This is a genomic window from Paenibacillus sp. Y280 (assembly GCF_056786335.1).
In genome coordinates this window covers 34,693-52,582 of the sequence record NZ_JBXCIW010000027.1, presented here as the reverse complement: position 1 = coordinate 52,582, position 17,890 = coordinate 34,693, and the positions used below count along the sequence as shown (strand labels likewise).

General features: G+C 45.0%; 10 protein-coding genes and 1 riboswitch. Of the genes, 9 read left to right on the top strand and 1 reads right to left on the bottom strand.

The window, feature by feature from the left end; all coding sequences use genetic code 11:
* Positions 1-104: 104 nt before the first annotated feature.
* From AC1TPC_RS23785 to AC1TPC_RS23750, 8 genes are all read left to right on the top strand, one after another.
* On the top strand, positions 105-503 hold the full coding sequence (locus AC1TPC_RS23785; protein ID WP_482069241.1) for an RrF2 family transcriptional regulator: 399 nt from the start codon (positions 105-107) through the stop codon (positions 501-503).
* An 87-nt stretch (positions 504-590) separates the two neighbouring features.
* Positions 591-1,502, top strand: coding sequence for an NAD(P)/FAD-dependent oxidoreductase (locus tag AC1TPC_RS23780; RefSeq protein ID WP_482069240.1), 912 nt, complete (start codon positions 591-593; stop codon positions 1,500-1,502).
* A gap of 1,042 nt (positions 1,503-2,544) precedes the next feature.
* The gene (locus AC1TPC_RS23775) at positions 2,545-3,879 is read left to right on the top strand and encodes a spore germination protein (protein ID WP_482069239.1); all 1,335 of its coding nucleotides are present in this window, start codon (positions 2,545-2,547) and stop codon (positions 3,877-3,879) included.
* Positions 3,872-4,951: a GerAB/ArcD/ProY family transporter gene (locus tag AC1TPC_RS23770; RefSeq protein ID WP_482069238.1), complete on the top strand. Its 1,080-nt coding sequence runs from the start codon at positions 3,872-3,874 to the stop codon at positions 4,949-4,951. The genes AC1TPC_RS23775 and AC1TPC_RS23770 overlap by 8 nt, the downstream gene beginning before the upstream one ends.
* Positions 4,938-5,996, top strand: a complete 1,059-nt coding sequence (locus tag AC1TPC_RS23765) for a Ger(x)C family spore germination protein (RefSeq protein ID WP_482069237.1) — start codon at positions 4,938-4,940, stop codon at positions 5,994-5,996. The genes AC1TPC_RS23770 and AC1TPC_RS23765 overlap by 14 nt, the downstream gene beginning before the upstream one ends.
* Positions 5,997-6,110: 114 nt before the next feature.
* A riboswitch (cobalamin riboswitch) is annotated at positions 6,111-6,300 on the top strand.
* A 152-nt stretch (positions 6,301-6,452) separates the two neighbouring features.
* Positions 6,453-10,235 (top strand): DUF4430 domain-containing protein, encoded by a 3,783-nt coding sequence (locus AC1TPC_RS23760; protein ID WP_482069236.1) that lies wholly within the window; start codon positions 6,453-6,455, stop codon positions 10,233-10,235.
* A gap of 78 nt (positions 10,236-10,313) precedes the next feature.
* Positions 10,314-11,834, top strand: coding sequence for an S-layer homology domain-containing protein (locus tag AC1TPC_RS23755; protein WP_482069235.1), 1,521 nt, complete (start codon positions 10,314-10,316; stop codon positions 11,832-11,834).
* 215 nt (positions 11,835-12,049) lie between these two features.
* Positions 12,050-14,182: a right-handed parallel beta-helix repeat-containing protein gene (locus tag AC1TPC_RS23750; RefSeq protein WP_482069234.1), complete on the top strand. Its 2,133-nt coding sequence runs from the start codon at positions 12,050-12,052 to the stop codon at positions 14,180-14,182.
* Positions 14,183-14,266: 84 nt separating this feature from the next.
* Here AC1TPC_RS23750 and AC1TPC_RS23745 read toward each other — a convergent pair whose 3' ends face one another.
* Entirely contained in the window at positions 14,267-15,862 is a 1,596-nt protein-coding gene (locus AC1TPC_RS23745; RefSeq protein ID WP_482069233.1) for an esterase/lipase family protein, read from the bottom strand.
* Between the two features lie 246 nt (positions 15,863-16,108).
* Here AC1TPC_RS23745 and AC1TPC_RS23740 point away from each other — a divergent pair, with 246 nt between their 5' ends.
* Positions 16,109-17,890, top strand: a complete 1,782-nt coding sequence (locus tag AC1TPC_RS23740; protein ID WP_482069232.1) for a glycerophosphoryl diester phosphodiesterase membrane domain-containing protein — start codon at positions 16,109-16,111, stop codon at positions 17,888-17,890.

The window sequence follows — 17,890 nt, the reverse complement described above, 5'->3', positions numbered from 1 at the left end:
GCTGCTCAGATACCGAGCAATGAGTAATTGTAAGGAATCTAGGCTTGCCTTTTAAATATATTAGAGTTATTATGGATTCATAAAGTCGTTAATGGAGGTGCTGTATGAAATATTCTCAGGCGACCGACTATGCGCTTCATGCGATGCTCTATCTGGTAACAGCGGCACCTGATAAGCCTGTCGGCGTACAATTGCTTGCTGAGAAGCTGGGCGTTTCGCAAACCTATCTGTCCAAAATGATGACGAAGCTTGTCAAGGCTGGATTGATTCAGTCTGCGCCCGGTGCTAACGGTGGATATCGTCTCAGACGGATGCAGGAGGATATATCCTTTCTCGATGTCATCCGTGCGATCGAAGGGACTGCTTCGTTGTTCGAATGCAGCCTGAATCACGGAAGCGAATGTCTAATCCAACAGGTTGTTATCGACGCTGAACGTCAGATGGAGCAATTTTTGGACAACAAAAAGATAGCGGATGTGGCGAAATTATTCAAGACGGAGTAATGATCCGTCCTTTTTTAGCGTTATTAAAGATATAATGAATCTATTATATCTCTAATAAAATATTGCAAAGCGAAAGGGAGAATGATAATGACTCACGATTGTGCTATTATCGGAGGAGGACCAGCAGGTCTAAATGCTGCGCTTGTGTTAGGCAGGGCAAGAAAAAATGTGGTAGTTATTGATGAAGGGCGTCCACGAAATGGGGTTACTCGCCACACGCATGGCTTTCTTACCAGAGATCATATAAGTCCAAGCGAATTTAGAAGAATTGCGAAGGAAGAGATTAGTTCATATCCATCCATTTATTTTGTGGCGGATACAGCCGTATCGATCACCGGAAACGATGGGGATTTTCAAATTAAGACTGCACAAGGACAGTGCTATCGAAGCAAAAAACTGCTCTTTGCAGTAGGAATGAAGGACCTCCCGTTAGATATTAAGGGGCTGGCAGATGCATATGGTAAAAGCGCCTTTATATGCCCGTATTGTGATGGCTGGGAACTAAGGGAGCAGCCGCTTGTCTTAATTGTCAAGGGAGCGGATGCGCTGCACTTGGCCAAAATGATTTCTGGATGGACGAATCGCTTTACAATCTGTACTAACGGACCAGATGAATTGACGGACGAACAACGTGAGGAACTGCATCAACATAACGTACCTATATTCGACTCACCGATCCATTCTATCGAATCTAACGAAGGCATGGTGCAGCATGTTGTTCTAGAGGATGGTACAAGAATCTCATGCACAGGCCTATTTTTTAGATCGAAGCTTATTGCCGGGTCAAACCTTCCGCAAGCAATAGGCTGCCAGATCACGGAAACAGGGACTGTCATCGTCGATCATTTCGGTAAAACGAACGTTCCAGGCGTCTTTAGTGCCGGTGATGCAGCATCGCAGCTTCATCAAGCCATTATAGCCGCTTCTTTGGGCTCATTGGCTGGTGTGGGCATTAACAACGAACTGAATGAAGAGGCTTGGAATAAACCTCAGTCTTGACCTCCTTAACAGGAAGGATATTTGAACTGAATTGTAGTATTTTATAAATAAAAACGAGTATTCTCCTTCTCAACAAGGAACTACGATATTGTTATGGAAAAAATAATCTAAAACAGTAACGAATTTTGTTATGCTATTGGGAAACTATACTGTAATAATCATCTGGAAAAGGCAGCCAAGATAGGCTGTCTTTCCTCATTAGTGGACAGGTAGGAGAATTGTTTTAATAAGGAGAATAGAATGAAATTAAAATTGCTTGAGATCATAATATGTCTTATGTTGGGTTTCTTTACTGGAGTATGGCTTAGTGGCAGCGGGATCCATTTGCAAGAAAGTGGCGTCCAAATTCTACTAGGTTGCATTCTTTGGATCTTGATCTTCGCTTATCTTAAAAAGAAATAGACTTCGTTTTTGTTACGCTAATGGTAACTATAACCACAATTAAGATTAGGAAAAAGCAGCCGATATGATCAACTGTGATCAACTGCTATTTCCCTGTAATACCAGAATAAAATGGAACGCGAGCCAGCAGATGACGCTTGTTGTCGTTGAGGCCATGCTGAGCTGTTTTTGCTAGTGCGTACGGTGGAAGTCTGCATTCGGTTGGTGGACTGTGCTTTTTTCTATCCCGGCCCCCTCAAGAGAAACTCGCTACAGAGTAGAAACTGCAACAGAAACCTGACATGAAACCCGTACTTAGAAGCTACATTTCAGAATTGCAGCAGAATCAGTCTTTAAAGTGGCAAATGGGGAGGAAATAGGCGATTCTATTGCATAAACTGCAGCGTAGCAAAGATGCTGCAACCAAATCGGAGATTACATTGCACATACTACACTGTAGCGTGCGAATTGCAGGTCATTCATGTGTGAAAAGTGAAAGTTAGCGTGCGAATAGCAGGTCATGCTGGTTATCCTTTTGCCATTCACCGATAAGCTGAAAAAGGAGTGTCCTTATTAAGAGGGCACTCCTTTTGTTGTATATAAAGCTACGGGGAGGGGACAATCGTAAGATGGAATAATTGTACATAAGGAGAAGCGGCCTATGGATTCTTTTTTGCAGGAAGTGAAGGAGAAGCTTGGCGGAAATGACGATTTCCTCATACAACCGGACGAAGTTTGCGGGGTGCCCGTCGTTATGATGGGTTTCACTTCGCTAATTAATTTGGTGAGTACAAAAATATCGCTTCGAAAAAATATGGACAACGCCGATCTTGCTCCCCAATCCGTTGCGGATATTATGTCATTGCTCGGCGAAATAAGAGAGATGGATGCCAGCGAAGCCTACGCCTTATTCGTCGGGGGCAAATTCATCATCTATTTCGAAAGTGAACAAAGATGCGTCATAGTAGAACCGTTCCCGATCGTACTGAATCGTTCAATCGAATCGCCTACGAATGAGAACGTGCTGCAAGGGCCGATTAGCTCGTTCATTGAGGATATCGATACAAACATCGGAATGGTCAGAAAACAGATGATGTCAAAGCATGTTCAGGTGAAATCTTATTTAGCAGGCAACGATCAGCAGAAGAAGATTTCGCTTATTTATGACAACCTGAATGCTGATCCTGAGCTGGTGAGCAAAGTAACGAGCCAAATTGAGAAGAACCTGCATAGAGAAATCAACAATTTGCAAAACATGGCGAAAACGATGGGTTTTTCCTCATGGTCCGCCATCCCTAAGTTCAATACGACCGAATTGCCGCAAGAGGCAGCAAGCGCATTGAAAAAAGGAAGAGTCGTGCTATTTATTGATCGGCTGCCGTTTGCGCTTGTGCTCCCAAATCTGCTATGGGATATGTTTTCTCTCGAGAACGATCGGAATTATCCGATTCCATTAACGATCGCAATCCGCCTATTGCGAGTGATCGGCGTATTGATAACGCTGCTTGCGCCAGGTATATATGTCGCTATCGTAGCGGTGAACCCTGAGGTGTTACGAATAGAGCTTGCACTTAATATTGCTCAGAGCCGCGAAGGCGTGCCCTATCCGGCAATCGTTGAAATTATTTTAATGCTGGTCGTATTGGAATTGATTATTGAGGCCAGTACAAGGCTTCCGAAGAGTATTGGTCCAACGATCACAATGGTAGGAGGCATTATTTTGGGACAGGCAGTCGTGACGGCTAGATTGGTAAGCAATCTGCTCATTATCGTGCTTGCGGCTACGACGATAGCGAATTCTACCGTTGTAGGCTTTCAAAATTCGCTTTCCATCCGACTGTTCAAATATGTCATCGTCATTTTGAGTGCCTTATATGGCGTTCTTGGATTACTAGGCGGGTTGGTATTACTAAGCGCGTATCTAGCCAGTCTTACTACGTTTGGCATTTCATATCTGAATATTAGTATGAAGAAGGGTGAATGGGAAAATGGATAAATCTTATCATGTCATATTAATGTACGTGTTGACTCAACTGGGATTTATGTTTTTTTTCTATCCCTTTGATATTATAGCAAGCACAACAGAGGGACATTGGTTTCCGATTACTTTTGGGATTGCCATTAATATGCTTCTCGTATGGGCTTATATGAAGGGTCTCAGCTACTTCCCAAAACAGGATATTATCAGTATTTACTTAGGCGTCGGCAAGTGGGCAGCCACCCTTTTTTTATTGCCGCTTGTCCTTTATTTGATCTTTGTTAATATCATCACTATACGCGCTTTTGCTAATATCATTATCCTCGTTTTTCTGGCGAATACGCCTATGTGGGCGATTGCTGGGCTCCTTATTGTCATCTCTACCTATATCACCTTAAATGGGGTGAATGCCATATTTCGAACGGGAATTGTGCTTGCCCTTTTATTTCTTCCTTTGATCCTATTCACAATTTTTATATCGTTTCAGAATGTGGATTATCATTACTTGTTTCCGTTATTTCATATCGATTTTTCATTTATTACGAAGCAGGCTTATCTTTACAGCTTTTCTGCATTTGCCGCAGGCTTTCTGTTTCTTGGTTTCGTGCAGCCGTATTTTTCCTTTAGCCGAAAAAAAGTAATGATTACCTTGGTGGCGCTCGTTCCTTTTATGTTTCTGTCTGTCTACCTGCCCCTTCTAACCTTCGGACAGTCTACCGCCTCTACCTTTAAATTTCCCTTCGTTATGCTTGTCAGTACCATCCATATCAATTGGTTGATGTTTGACAGAGTGACGATATTTTTGCTGCTGAGCCTAATTACATTCACGATGCTGACTATCTCCTTGCTGCTGTGGGAAGTCAGTTGTATTTTAAATCGAGCCATGCCGAAAGTGAAATTAAACTATTTTGTTATCGCAGTAGCTGCGGTCATTTATAGTTGCAGCATGCTGGTTTCTAATTGGGATACCCTTCAGGCGGTTAGGCTGTGGAATGTGGTGTTCCGATTTTTTGTATTGTTCGCGATTCCTTTTTCCATTTTATTTATAGGGCTTCGTTCCAAAAGGATGTATAAAGATGAGAGTGTTTAAAACGTTAATCGCCATCAGCCTTGCTCTCTCCCTAAGCGGATGCTGGGATAATCGAGATATCAACCACAGGGCATTGCCGATTGTAATGGGAGTAAAGAAAAAAAACGACGAATACTGTTTCTATTTACAAATTCCTGTACCAAACGGGAATACGACAAAAATTAAAATTGTATTCGAATCAGGGAAAACGATTAATCATGCCGTGGATAAAATCAGTGCGAATCTGGAGGAGCATGTAGATTTGCTTCACGTGAAGGTTATTCTGTTAGATAAGATATACGCCCAGGAGGGCATGGATGACATAATCGCTGATTTTATGAGAGAGCGTGACGTATCATCCAAGTCGCTTATCGCGATTTGCGATGAAGACATGGGGCATTTTTTTGCAAATGTGACGAAAAATATAGATCCTCAAGGGATGGCGCTCTATGACTTTTTCGAGAGAAATGCTGGGTGGAATCCACAAATTGCGCTGACTCGGGTGTGGGAGATATATAGAAGCATTCATTCCTACACGCGTGATGTAACGGTTCCGATCATTCGGTCGGGGACAAACACCGTCGTGCAGCATGTTGGCTCAGCGGTAATCAAAAATGGGAAAATGGTTGCGCAGATCAGCATGGATGAGACGTTGTTGTTCAACGCCTTCAATAGCGAAAGCACGCAGGGGACAATTGAAGTCAGCAATCATGCAAGCGTGCTAATCACCAGCAATTCGATAACGAACAAAAGCTTGATGAGCAACGATGTGCCGATTTTGAAAAGCAAAATTAAATTAAAGGTCGTTTTTTTGGAGACGAAAGGAAAGCCTACGAGTGAGATGATCAAGAATGAGCTTGAAGGCATGTTGGAAAAACGATTTGATCTGATGTTTGCCAAGATTCAAGCGAGCGGAGCGGATATTTTGGGGACAGGCCAATATTTCAGAAATAAAATACCAAGGGCAAAGCTGAAAAATTGGCGAACGCAATATTATCCCAAGCTTAAGCTGGAGCTTCAAGTCGATGCGACCATTGAAAGTACAGGGTTTCTAAATATGCTGTAATTCCGAATAATCGGAACGAACAGCGACAAAGGGCACGGCTTATAAAAAAACAAATAGAACCTTTGTCATATTCACAGGAATTTGATACAATTCACAAGTCAACACCTTACAATTTCATAGATTAGCTAGTATGGTGCTGCAATTTTATTGCAGCTTAATAGGGAAGTTCGGTCAAAGTCCGACGCGGTCCCGCCACTGTATCGCAGAGCTGACTATCATTAATCCACTGTTCGAATGGGACGGGAAGGAGATAGCTGAAGCTATGAAGCGAAGCCAGGAGACCTGCCATATAAGCGCTCTATATTTTCTCACGAGGATGGGAGGGAGATGTTATTCGTGCTGCGGCAATAGGGGAATCTCTGTGCCATGCTCCGAATGTAACAGCCCAAACATCTTTCCAGAAAGCGGAAAGATGTTTTTTTGTTGTCAAAAAAGGAACGAGAGGGAGAGAATACATTGCTATCTTTTAAAAACTTCATGAAAAAAAGCTTGCCCGCCATTATTAGTTTTCTATTAGTATTTACTTTATTTGCACCGCAGGCCAGTCATGCGGCAGATCATTCCGCGAATTCTTCATTAAATGGAATGATCGACAAAACGGTTAACCTTTATAAAAAACAAAGTCAGACTTTAGAATCATGGTGGCAAATCGTTGCGTTATGGGGTGCAGGACAAGACCTTGATGACGGCAGTTGGAAGCTTCCTAGCTGGAAGACTTTAGAGCCGAAAGGCGACGAGGCATTGGAGCCTAATGCTGGCGGAACCGAGCATATCCGATATATTTATTCCTTGCTCGCGATGGGAGAAGACCCTGCTCACGCATGGCAAACGGATCGTAATTTGTATGCGGAGCTGGCAGCACAGCAAAATTCAGGCACGGGTGCATTTGCAGGTACGCTGAACAAGCATATGTGGGCGATTCATGCGCTCGACACAGGTGCGAAGCTCGGCAGCAACGTAGGAACTTGGGATTCGGCAGCAAAGAAGAAGGCAGTAGACTATTTGCTTAGCAAGCAGCTGTCAGATGGCGGCTTTGCTTTCTTCGGCAACACGTCTGAGCCAGATATGACGGGGATGGGGCTGCTTGCGCTCGGAAATTACCAGAGCGATAGCGCTGTTCAGCAGGCGATTGTAAAAATAAAAGCCTATCTAAAAACGAAGCAGCTAAACCAAGAAAATATAATGTTCGGCGACAATTCGAACAGCATGTCCGCTGCCGTATCGGGATTGACTGCAATTAGCGAGGATGTATTGTCTGATACTTGGGCTGCCAACGGCAAAACCGTTCTTGATACATATTCCTTGCTTCAGCTTGAGGATGGATCATTTAAATGGAAAGCTAACGAAACGAATGGCGATTCTATGGCAACGGAACAAGGCCTTATTGCGCTAATCGATATTAAAAATCAGAAAGCCGTATGGCATCGCTTTGGCGATGAAATCAAACTGCCCGTTCAGGTTAACGTTCAGGTCAACGTACAGGTTGACGGCAAATCGGGGGATATTTATACCAAGCAGCCGGTAACCGTTACACAAATAAAAAATCCAACGGCGTTAGATGCTCTTAAGCATGCTCTGGATACTGCGAATCCTTCCATTGCATACGATATTGTAAACAGCAGCTACGGTCCTTATGTGAAAGGGATTGCAGGAGAAGAAGCCGGCTCCCTGGGCGGCTGGGATGGCTGGATGTATGAAGTAAACGGCGTCGAGGCAACTGTAGGAGCGAGTACCTATAAGCTCAAAGCGAATGATGAGGTTCGGTTCTATTATAGCCGTTACCCTGATATTTCGTCTCCAACAGTGTTTGACGACAGTTCATCAAATCCAAATGTAGATATAACACTCGTTGGGGATGAGTTCAGCAAAGGCGCTGTAGCAGCCGGCAACTGGTCAATCAATACCGAGAAATCAGGTCTATCAATCGGTTCGATTGTGAAAGAAAGCAATCAGAAGATTAAGCTCAATTTGACAGGAAAAGCTACGGACGAGCCTATCACGATCAAAGCATTAGCAGGAGCATTAATTGGTCAAGCGGAAAGTAATTCAATTTCCGTTGCTGTTCCCGTACCTGTGTATGTCACCGCTATGCTTCAAGTAGATGGCCTAACCGGGTCTGTCTATGGTGAACATGCAGTAAGGGTTAAGAGCACCAATAAGCCTGCAACTGCATTAGATGCGCTAAAGCAAGGACTTGATCAAGCCAATCCGAAGATTAGCTACAAAATTGTAAATAGCAGCTTCGGGCCTTATGTGTCAACAATTGACGGGCTAGCAGCCGGCAGCCTTGGCGGCTGGGATGGCTGGATGTATGAAGTGAACGGGAAGTCGCCGCAAGTGGGCGCAGGCGCATATGAGCTTAAAGAAAATGATAAGGTTCGTTTCTATTACAGCACATACCCGGCAATCTCGACAGAATCAAAGATTGCAAGTGGTGCTTTGAATCCATCCATTGTCGTGAAGCTTGTTGGAGATAAGTTCACCAGTAAGGCAGCAACTAGCAGCAATTGGACGATTGACACAGGCCATACAGAGCTTGCGGTTAACTCACTTAATGGAGAAGGAAACCAAACAACGATTTCGTTTACAGGAACGGCAAAAGGCGGCACTATAGCGATTAAAGCGCTTGGAGCAGCGCTTGTCGGCGGCAACGATAGTGAATCAATCACGGTTGCTGTACCGCGCATTGTTAGTGAGACAACGGATCAAGCAATTGCCATCAATAAGAACGAAACAGAGGTAGTCGTTGGATCAGCGGGCGAGGGTCAAGTCACTAACAATGTAACCCTTAACTTTGAAACGACAGCATTGCCAAAAGTAACAGCAACACGCGGAAACACCGTGCTTGAGATTCCAGCCTCTACGGAAGTAACAACGTCGACTTGGGACAAAGCGCTTGAGCTTCCGAAAAATTTAAGCACAGCTGAATCCGGCTTGACTAACAAGCTGGATGCGGCTTTGTCAGCTGGCAATAAGAAAGTAGAGTCCATCGCCGTTCGGATCAAAGCTGGCGGTCCCGAAAAAATTCAATTTAACCAGCATGTTGCGATTACCATTAAAGGACAAGGCGACAAGGAAGCTGGCTTCATAGATCAAGCAGGCGTATTCACGCCTATCAAGAAATATTCGGATTCATCCGTCCATACGGATGAGGTGTATGCTTATAACCAAAATGGCGATTTGGTCATTCAAACGAAGCATTTCACTGAATTTTTGGCTTTCAAAACAACTTCAACATCATTGCCATTGCCTGGCGGCAGCGGTCCTGCGCCTGTTGCCGATAAGGTAACGTTATCCGTTGAGAAGCGATCGATAAATGAAGGAGACTTTATTGCTCCTGCAGCCGTAACGATTCAGGCAGGCGATACTGCTTTTACCGTTCTGAAACGTGCGCTGGACGATAAAAGCTTGAAGCTCGATTATTCGGGTTCAGGAGCCAGCATTTATGTGAAGGGCATTGGCGGACTTAAGGAAATGGATAATGCTTATGGAAGCGGCAGCGGCTGGATGTATTCCGTTAACGGAACTTTCCCTAAAGTGAGCGCAGGTAATTATACGCTCAAAAATGGTGACGTTGTTCGCTGGCAGTATACAAAGGATCTCGGCAAAGATATTGGGGCACCTATCGATCCAAATGAAACAGGCGGCCAGAAACCAGGCGAGAAGCCTGGCGAGAAGCCGGAACCATCTACTGCTCCGAAATATACAGATGAAGCAAAAGTTTCAAGCTGGGCGCTTGATGCGGTTACAAAAGCAACTGCTCTTGGCTTTATGCAAGGAACGAGTACAGCAAATCCGACATTCGAGCCTAAGCGTCAGCTGACTCGTGCTGAATTTGCTGCTCTAATGGTCAAATATTCAGGAGCTGAGCCGCTGCTCGCTGATTCCGGATTTACGGATGTCGGCAAGCAAAATTGGTACTACGGTTATGTAGCGGCTGCAAAAGAAAAAGGGTTGATGTCAGGCGTGACAGACACAGCGTTTGCACCTAACGAGCCGATTACAAGGCAGGAAATGGCTGCGGTCATCGTAAGGCTGAAGGGCTTGGCTGATTCCAGTGCGCCGCAGGCTGCAATCAAAGATCGTGATGCCGTATCGGCGTGGGCCGTTCCTTATGTGAATGCTGCTTATCAGAAAGGTCTGATGACGGGCGATAACGGGTCATTTAATCCACAAGCTCTTGTAACAAGAGAAATGGCTGCCGTTGCGATTATTCGACTGCATGAATTGAAAGCATAATTGGACAATAAGCTGTCTCATAGGCTAATCATTAGCTGTGGGACAGCTGTTTTCTTGAAAAGGATGTGTTTTTAAGGAATGAAGGCTAAATCCGTTTCGTATAGATGGTTCAAACAATTGCTCTGCAGCGCATTAGTTGTTTCCGTTATTTGCTCGGCTCTATTGCCGATGCAGCATGCGGCTGCAGCGGAGGACTTAGACGTCAGCAGCGAAATAAAGGCAGCCGCCGAGCAAATGATGAAGAACGGCACAATCAGCGATTGGGAAGCGGTCGCTTTATATCGCTCCGATAATCAGGTGCCGGCAAGCTATTTGAGCCAATTGACCGCTTATTTGAAAGAGAATAATGGCGAGTTCCGAAAGGTAACCGATTATGAACGATTCGCTCTTGCTATTCGAGCAGCCGGTCAGGATGCTGCAGCCTTCGCTGGCTACAATCTCATTCAAAGCATTTATAATCATGCGAGAATGACGAGTCAGGGGACAAATGGACCGATATTTGCATTGATCGCTTTGGATAGCGGCTGCTATGAGGTTCCGGCAAATGCGTTATGGCCGCGTGTGAAGCTAGTTGATTGGCTCATCAAACAGCAAAACACCAGCGGTGCATTTCCGCTTTCAGAAAAAGGCGAGGACAATTTGGATATTACAGCTATGGCGATTACTGCACTTTCCTCCTATAAGGCGCAAGCAAGCGTGAAGAACGCAATCGACAAATCCGTAAAATGGCTGTCAGCCCAGCAGCAGGAAGACGGAGGCTACACAGCATATGGCGAATCAAACAGCGAGAGCGTCTCGCAAGTTATGATTGCACTGGCTTCCGCAGGCATAAGCCCGATGGATGCCAGCTTTGTGAAAAAGAACGGAAACCTGCTCACGAATTTGCTCAGCTTCCGTCAAGCAGATGGCGGCTTTGCGCATATGGTCGGTCAGCCTGCCAATGAAATCGCTACAGAGCAAGCGTTGATGGCTCTGGTCTCTTACGACCGATTCATGAAGCAGAAGCCCTCCCTATTCAACATATCCGCTGACACAGCCGTTTCTGGCGTGAAGCAAAGCTTTGTCGATAACAGCCATATTTCAGCTTGGGCCTATGATGCGGTGTACCGGGTATTCGATGCAAAAATGATGGTAGGGGTTAGCGGCTCAGAGCTTCGCTTTGATCCCAAAAAGCAGATGACAAGAGCAGAATTCGCAACGCTGCTCATTAATCTGCTGGATGAAGCACCTTCCAATGATGCTTCTACAGTGTTCAAGGATGTTTTGCCGGGCGCCTGGCATTACGGAGCGATTATGCGTGCGAAGGAGCTAGGCTTCATCCAAGGAATTTCGGTCGATACGTTTAAGCCGAATCAGGCTGTATCCAGGCAGGACATGGCGATCATGATCGCCAAAGCGTTCAAGCTCAAAGGCGGCACAGAGCCATTGCCCTTCCAGGATGCGAATGCCATACATGAAGGCGCAAAGGCTTATGTCAGTGCCGTTTATTCAAACGGACTGATGCAAGGCGCGGACGGGAGATTTGTTCCGAAAGCAGCGGTGACGAGAGAGATGGCCGCTGTAGTAGCCGATAAGCTGCTTCAACTGCCTGCGGCTTAATTGCATAAAGCGGAACGAGTGAGCGAGTTGCTCTCTTGTTCCGATTTTTTTTATAGAAATGTGTAGGAGCTGGGAACCAATTCCTTTACAGCGAACATATTTTCATTATTTGTTCTTTATAAAGAATAAATAGAATGGTATATTTAATTGGTGAAAGGGCGGAAATTCAATCTTTCTCGGCATCTGATTATTTCGACAAAAACGAGGAGGTCAAAGTGAATATTTTAAAGCTAGCGTTGGTATTTCTGCTTGGCATGCAGATATCGCTGCTGTCTAAGGACAGCATTCAAGCGGCTGCTGCTGCATCAGATTCAAAAGAGTACTATTTGATTGAGCTTGCAAAGTTTGGCATACATAAGGACGGAACCCATCCGATTGAGACGACCAAGGGTATTAATAACGCGCTGCAATGGGCAGCGCAAAATGGGAAAACGACAACCTCGCTCCCGCCCGGAAAATATTTGATCGATAAAAACAGCCGCATCAATATGGTTAGCAATATGATATTCGATCTGCCTATGGATGCCGTAATCAAGAAGGAAACAAACGGCAAAGAGAGCTACCAGCTTATGTATTTGGGTTATCTGGTCCAAAATGTAACGCTGAGGGGCGGAACGTATGTCGGGGATAAAGATACGCATGATTTTTCCAAAAAAGACCATAAGTACAGCGCGGGGACACATGAAAGCGGGTATGGCATTATTACGCAAGGCGCAACGAATGTGACGATTGATGGTGTCAAAGCGATTAATTTTACAGGTGACGGCCTAGCTCTCGGCGGATATGGAGCGATGATAAAGGATTTGTACGAAGGGCAGTTTGTTAACGGCGAATTTGATGACAAGGGAAAAAATATTTCTAATCCAAAGAAGATTAGAACGAAGGAGCCTCTAAACTTCTCGCATACTATTTTCAAAACGGAAAATTCATTTGAATTATCCAATAACATTAAGCTGCCCAGGGCATTTGATATCTTCTTCTATAGTGCGAACGGTTCATTTATTACGAAGAAGGCTAATGTGAAGGCAAGAGATATTATTCAAATTCCGGAAGGAGCTGCCAAGTTCCATCTTGTCTTCGATCAGGCGACCAAGAAAGCCGCTTATGTGGAATTTTGGCACCGAAAGGTTACAAGCAACGTGGTTGTTCAAAATTCGGAATTTGCTTTTAACCGAAGACAGGGCATAACGGTTGGCGGAGCGAATCAGGTGCTGATTACAAATAATTCGCTGCATGATATAAAGGGTACGATGCCTCAGGCAGGCATTGATCTTGAGGGCGGCTTTGGCGAAAATGGGCATCGCAACAGCAACATTACGATTAAGAGCAATAAATTTTACAATAACGCTTCTTACGATGTCATTCTCTATGACGGAACCGACGCTATTGTAGAGGACAATCACCTTGCGTCAAAAGGCGCGATTGGTCTGGCGATATCCGATCCCTTTAAAGGAGCGCTTGTCAAAAACAACCACTTTGACGGCTCGCGGATCATTGCTGCTCATGACGCGACGTTTATCGACAACAAGATGAATGACTCCTATACGACATTTGACGGGCCTAATATTAAAATAGACGGACTAACGTTAACGGATTCGATGTTCGCTATTAGCGCGAAAGTCGCTTTTGGCGTCAGCGCATCCAATATAACGATAAATAACAACAATAAGAGTGATTCAGGCTTATCCGTATGGGGGAAGCCGGTCCATCTCAAGGATATTACCATTAACGGTCAAGGCAAGCTTCGGGTATTGTCAGGCGGAGCTGCAGAAGGCTCGATTTTTGATAATCTGAAGGTAATCGGCTATAACACGACCTATGGCTTGTCGCTGCCTCCCGGTACGTATAACAATTGTGTTTTCGAAGGCGCTGAAGGAACCGGAAAATACGGCTCGATCAGCATTTCGCTCGGCAGCAAATATGTATTTGACAAATGCTCTTTTAAATCACCGTCGAACCTAAGCACATTCTTGCTCGGCGAGCATCCAAAGCTTGATCTTACGATCAAAAATTCGAATTTCGAGCTGCTTGGCAATACGCAGGCGATAAGTATTCAAGCGGCCCAAAACGTGCTATTGGAAAATAATACGATTACAGCAAATAAAATAACGTCCGATAAGACGGAGATTATACGAATCAACGATCTCTGGAAGCGCAATGAGCGGCATGATGTCCTTAAAGCAGCAATAAGTGGCAATACAATTACTACGAATATGGCTGCGATCGGCATTGCGACGCTGTATGCTGGGACTGGAGCGCCGGCGTATACGATTGAGAACAACACGCTGTACACGTCAAAGCTGCTGGTTAAAAACAATGATATCGTAAAGAACAACAATTTAAAATAGCAGAGTATTCATGGAAGAAGCCCTGACGATTGATCGTCAGGGCTTCTCCTATTGTGGCTTAGACAGTCACATAAACGGTTCTAATTATGGCGAATACGTGTTGCCATTCTCATCAATGTAGACCGACTTTACGATGGTGCGGCGGTATTTGAAGCCTTCATCGGTTTCGCCTTCAATCTCTGCGGTAACGGTATAGACGCCGCTGCCTTCGGAGGCAGGAATGACAACCTCATCCGTTGCGGATAGAGACTCCTGCTGCTGTACACGTTTGGATTGATTTTGCTTGCGTTGATATTTGCCAGACTTATCGTCCTTACCGTTCACAAAGTCAACCTTGTACCTCACTGTTGTCTTCTCATCCTTCAGGCCGTCAACGTCAAGCTTCAGCTTCTTGTTATCCCGAACTTTATTAAGCTTTGCAGCTCTCTTGCCATTCGTATCATAGGAAACCGTTAGCAGGTAAGCGCTGGATCCGCTGCTAGCTGCTGACGCTGTCCATTCGCCTGCTGCTGGTCTTGCGATCGTAGCCGTATGATGCCAAGCTCCGTTAAGCACGCCATTATCAGCAGTTGAAGATACACTTGCGCTTTGGATGGAGCCGTCAGGTCCAATAATGTTCAGACTATCGAGTTTTTTGCTGCCGATCCAGTCAATTGTGACGGAGGCTACATTATTTTCGACTGTGAAGACTTCTGATGCTTTTCCGTCAAATTGGCCGCCACGAATGAAGGTTTGGTTCCGCTGCTCTCGCTTTGGAGCCAACGTTTGAACAGTTTGCTCCTTCCCAGCAGCAACTTCATCAAGACTATAGGCGGATTTCGCGGATTGAAGCACTAGATAGGGCTTAATCAATGCAAACATTTTAGCGCCTGTCTTCACACTTGTATGATTCCACTTTCCAATTTTGACCATTCTACCGTTCGGCAGATGAGCGCTGCTAACCGTCACGACGCCGTCATTATCACCATAGTTGGACAAAAATAATCCGCCAAACAGCTGCGAGAGGTCGCCTGATTCATAATCATTTCCAGCGAAGGTGTAAAACTTGTTTTTTTCAACATTCGCATGACTATTCGTAACGGAACGGAAATATTGCATGTAGGAGGTTTGCATGGAGTAGGTTCCCGGATTTTGATAACCGATCAAGTCGGAGAGCCAGCTCGCCCAGCTGCTGTAAGCTAAATCAGCAAGCTGTGAGCCGTTATGAGGACTGCCAAGTGTAATGACGTTGGAGACGTATGGATAAGCATTGTAGTGAACGAGTGCGGTTTGGGTGTCAATGCCGCCTTTACTATGAGCAACAATAACGAGCTTTTTGCCAAAATGATTGCTGATCTCCTTGATTTTCGCTGCCAGAAGCTCGCCATTTGACCACATGTTTTGGGAAGTGCCGGTAATATCATGCAGATTAATAAATGCGGTCTGATAGCCATTATTGTAAGCATACTGGTACATATCATTATTTTGATACCATGTGGAAGCGCTTCCGTTAAGGCCATGTACGAACAGGATGACTGGATTATACGGATTGATTGTAGCAGGATCTGTTCCTTTGCTCCATGCTCCGGCAACGCTGCTGACGTTCGGAGTCGTTATTGCGGCAGCTTGAACCGGGGCAACCAATACACTTAGTGCGAGAATGAGCGTGAACAACAGTGACGGCCATTTTTTCAATTTCATTATTCTCCTCCTTATAGTGAACTACCTTGCTATTATAGACATGAATAGTTTGGGTAAAATTAACTAGGTTTGGATAAATTGTTAATTTGGTGCAAACTTCCACTTGAAAAGAGCTAGCATGTTTTTTCGAGTCGCGCCGATTCGACGCGGGGGTAGGAGCATACGCTATAATAAGAAAAAGGATATCTTGCACAAGCTTCTCGATCCATGCTTTGCTTACAAACATGAGGAATAGGATGAATGACCATGCTTCAGCTATTTGGCAAAAGTATCCGCGACTTTCGCGATACGTATAAGAAACATCTGTTGTTTGAATATTTGTTTATGCTGCTGACGAGCTTTGTCATCATCCCGATTATTTCGTATATTTTCAACCGGATTCTCCGCCTTGTCGGCTCTGGTTCCGTATTGAATGGAGAAGTATACAAAATTGGGCTTAGCTACACGGGGATAGCGGGTTTAATTGCTATTTGTTTAGTGGCAGTGCTGGTGCTGTTTCTCGAATTTGGCGTCGTCATTACGATTGCGCAGCAGCATTATTTTGGCAAGGACGTTCTGATCGCTGATGCGCTGGTAACGACGCTGCGGCAAACGCCTAAGCTATTCGGATTTGGTATTATTCAGCTCTTATTTTTTCTGCTGTTCCTTGTGCCGTTTATCGATTCGCCGCTGTCTTCTTCCTTGTATGCGCAGTTTAATGTTCCGATCTTTTTCAATAGCCGTATCTTGAGCTCTTCCTATATGATGCTGGCTTTATACGGATTATTATTTTTGGCGGGGGTATACGTCATATTGCGTTGGATTTTTGTTTTGCATTTCATTATGATCGAAGATAAATCGATTCGCATGGCGATTAGGAGCAGTCTGTTGTTAACGAAGGGCAAGCGGCTGTCGATCTTTATACAGCTGTTTTTGCTGAATGCGGTAGTATTCTCGCTTGGTTTTATGACGATTTCGGCGGTCGCCTATTTGCCATCCTGGCTTGACATCAATGTGCTAAAAGCGATATCGGATCATTATTCCTTAACACTATCGACTGTCCTTACGTATATGTTCACGCTGATGCTTGTGCCGGTAAATATTATTTTTTTGACGAGGCAGTTTTATCATTTCAACCGCAAGCAGGGCTCTTTCCCAAGAGATCAGCTGCGAATATACAAGAGCCGCTTGGCGGGGCCGATTGAGAAGCGTTTCATGTCATTTCTAAAAGGAAGAACTCGCAAACATATGTTATATTCTTCGATACTGGCTGCGTATTTGGCACTAGCGCTGTTTGTCAGTTATGCGGCTAATGATAATTTGGTTTATGTCAAATGGAATGTGCTGCTGTCTGCTCACCGCGGCGATACGCAAGCTGCACCGGAAAACTCGCTTCGCGCTGTTCGCAGCTCGGTAGAGCAGGGCATCAATGCCGTCGAAATTGACGTTCAGCTGACGAAGGATGGCGTTGTCGTGCTGCATCATGATTTTAATTTGCAGCGGATGACAGGCGTGCCAAAGCGAGTGAACGAGCTGACCTATGATGAGCTTGCAACGCTGAGCCTTGGCAAGGGTGGCAATATATTAGGGGAAATTGACCGGATTCCGATGCTTGCCGAGGTACTTGCCGAAGTGCAGGGGCAGGCAAAGCTTATTGTTGATCTTAAGCCTTACGGCCCCGGCGAGGAGCTGGCTGGACAGGTCGTTTCCCTGATTGAACAGTTCGATATGGTGCAGGATGTCTATATTCAGTCGTTCGACCGTCAGACGCTGCAGCAAATTAGGAAGTTGAATCCGGACATCAAGATCGGACAAATTCTATATTTCGCAATTGGCGATCTCTCGACGCTCGATGTTGATTTCTATACGATCGAGCAGGTGATGCTGACGGAGCAGCTCGTAGAGCGCGCGCATAAAAAAGGCCGTGAGGTGTGGGTGTGGACGGTCAACAGCGAGCGCAATTTGAAAGAGGTGCTCAAATTCGAAATCGATGGCATCATTACCGATTATCCTTCACGCGCACACAATATGGTTGAGCTTAATTTATAG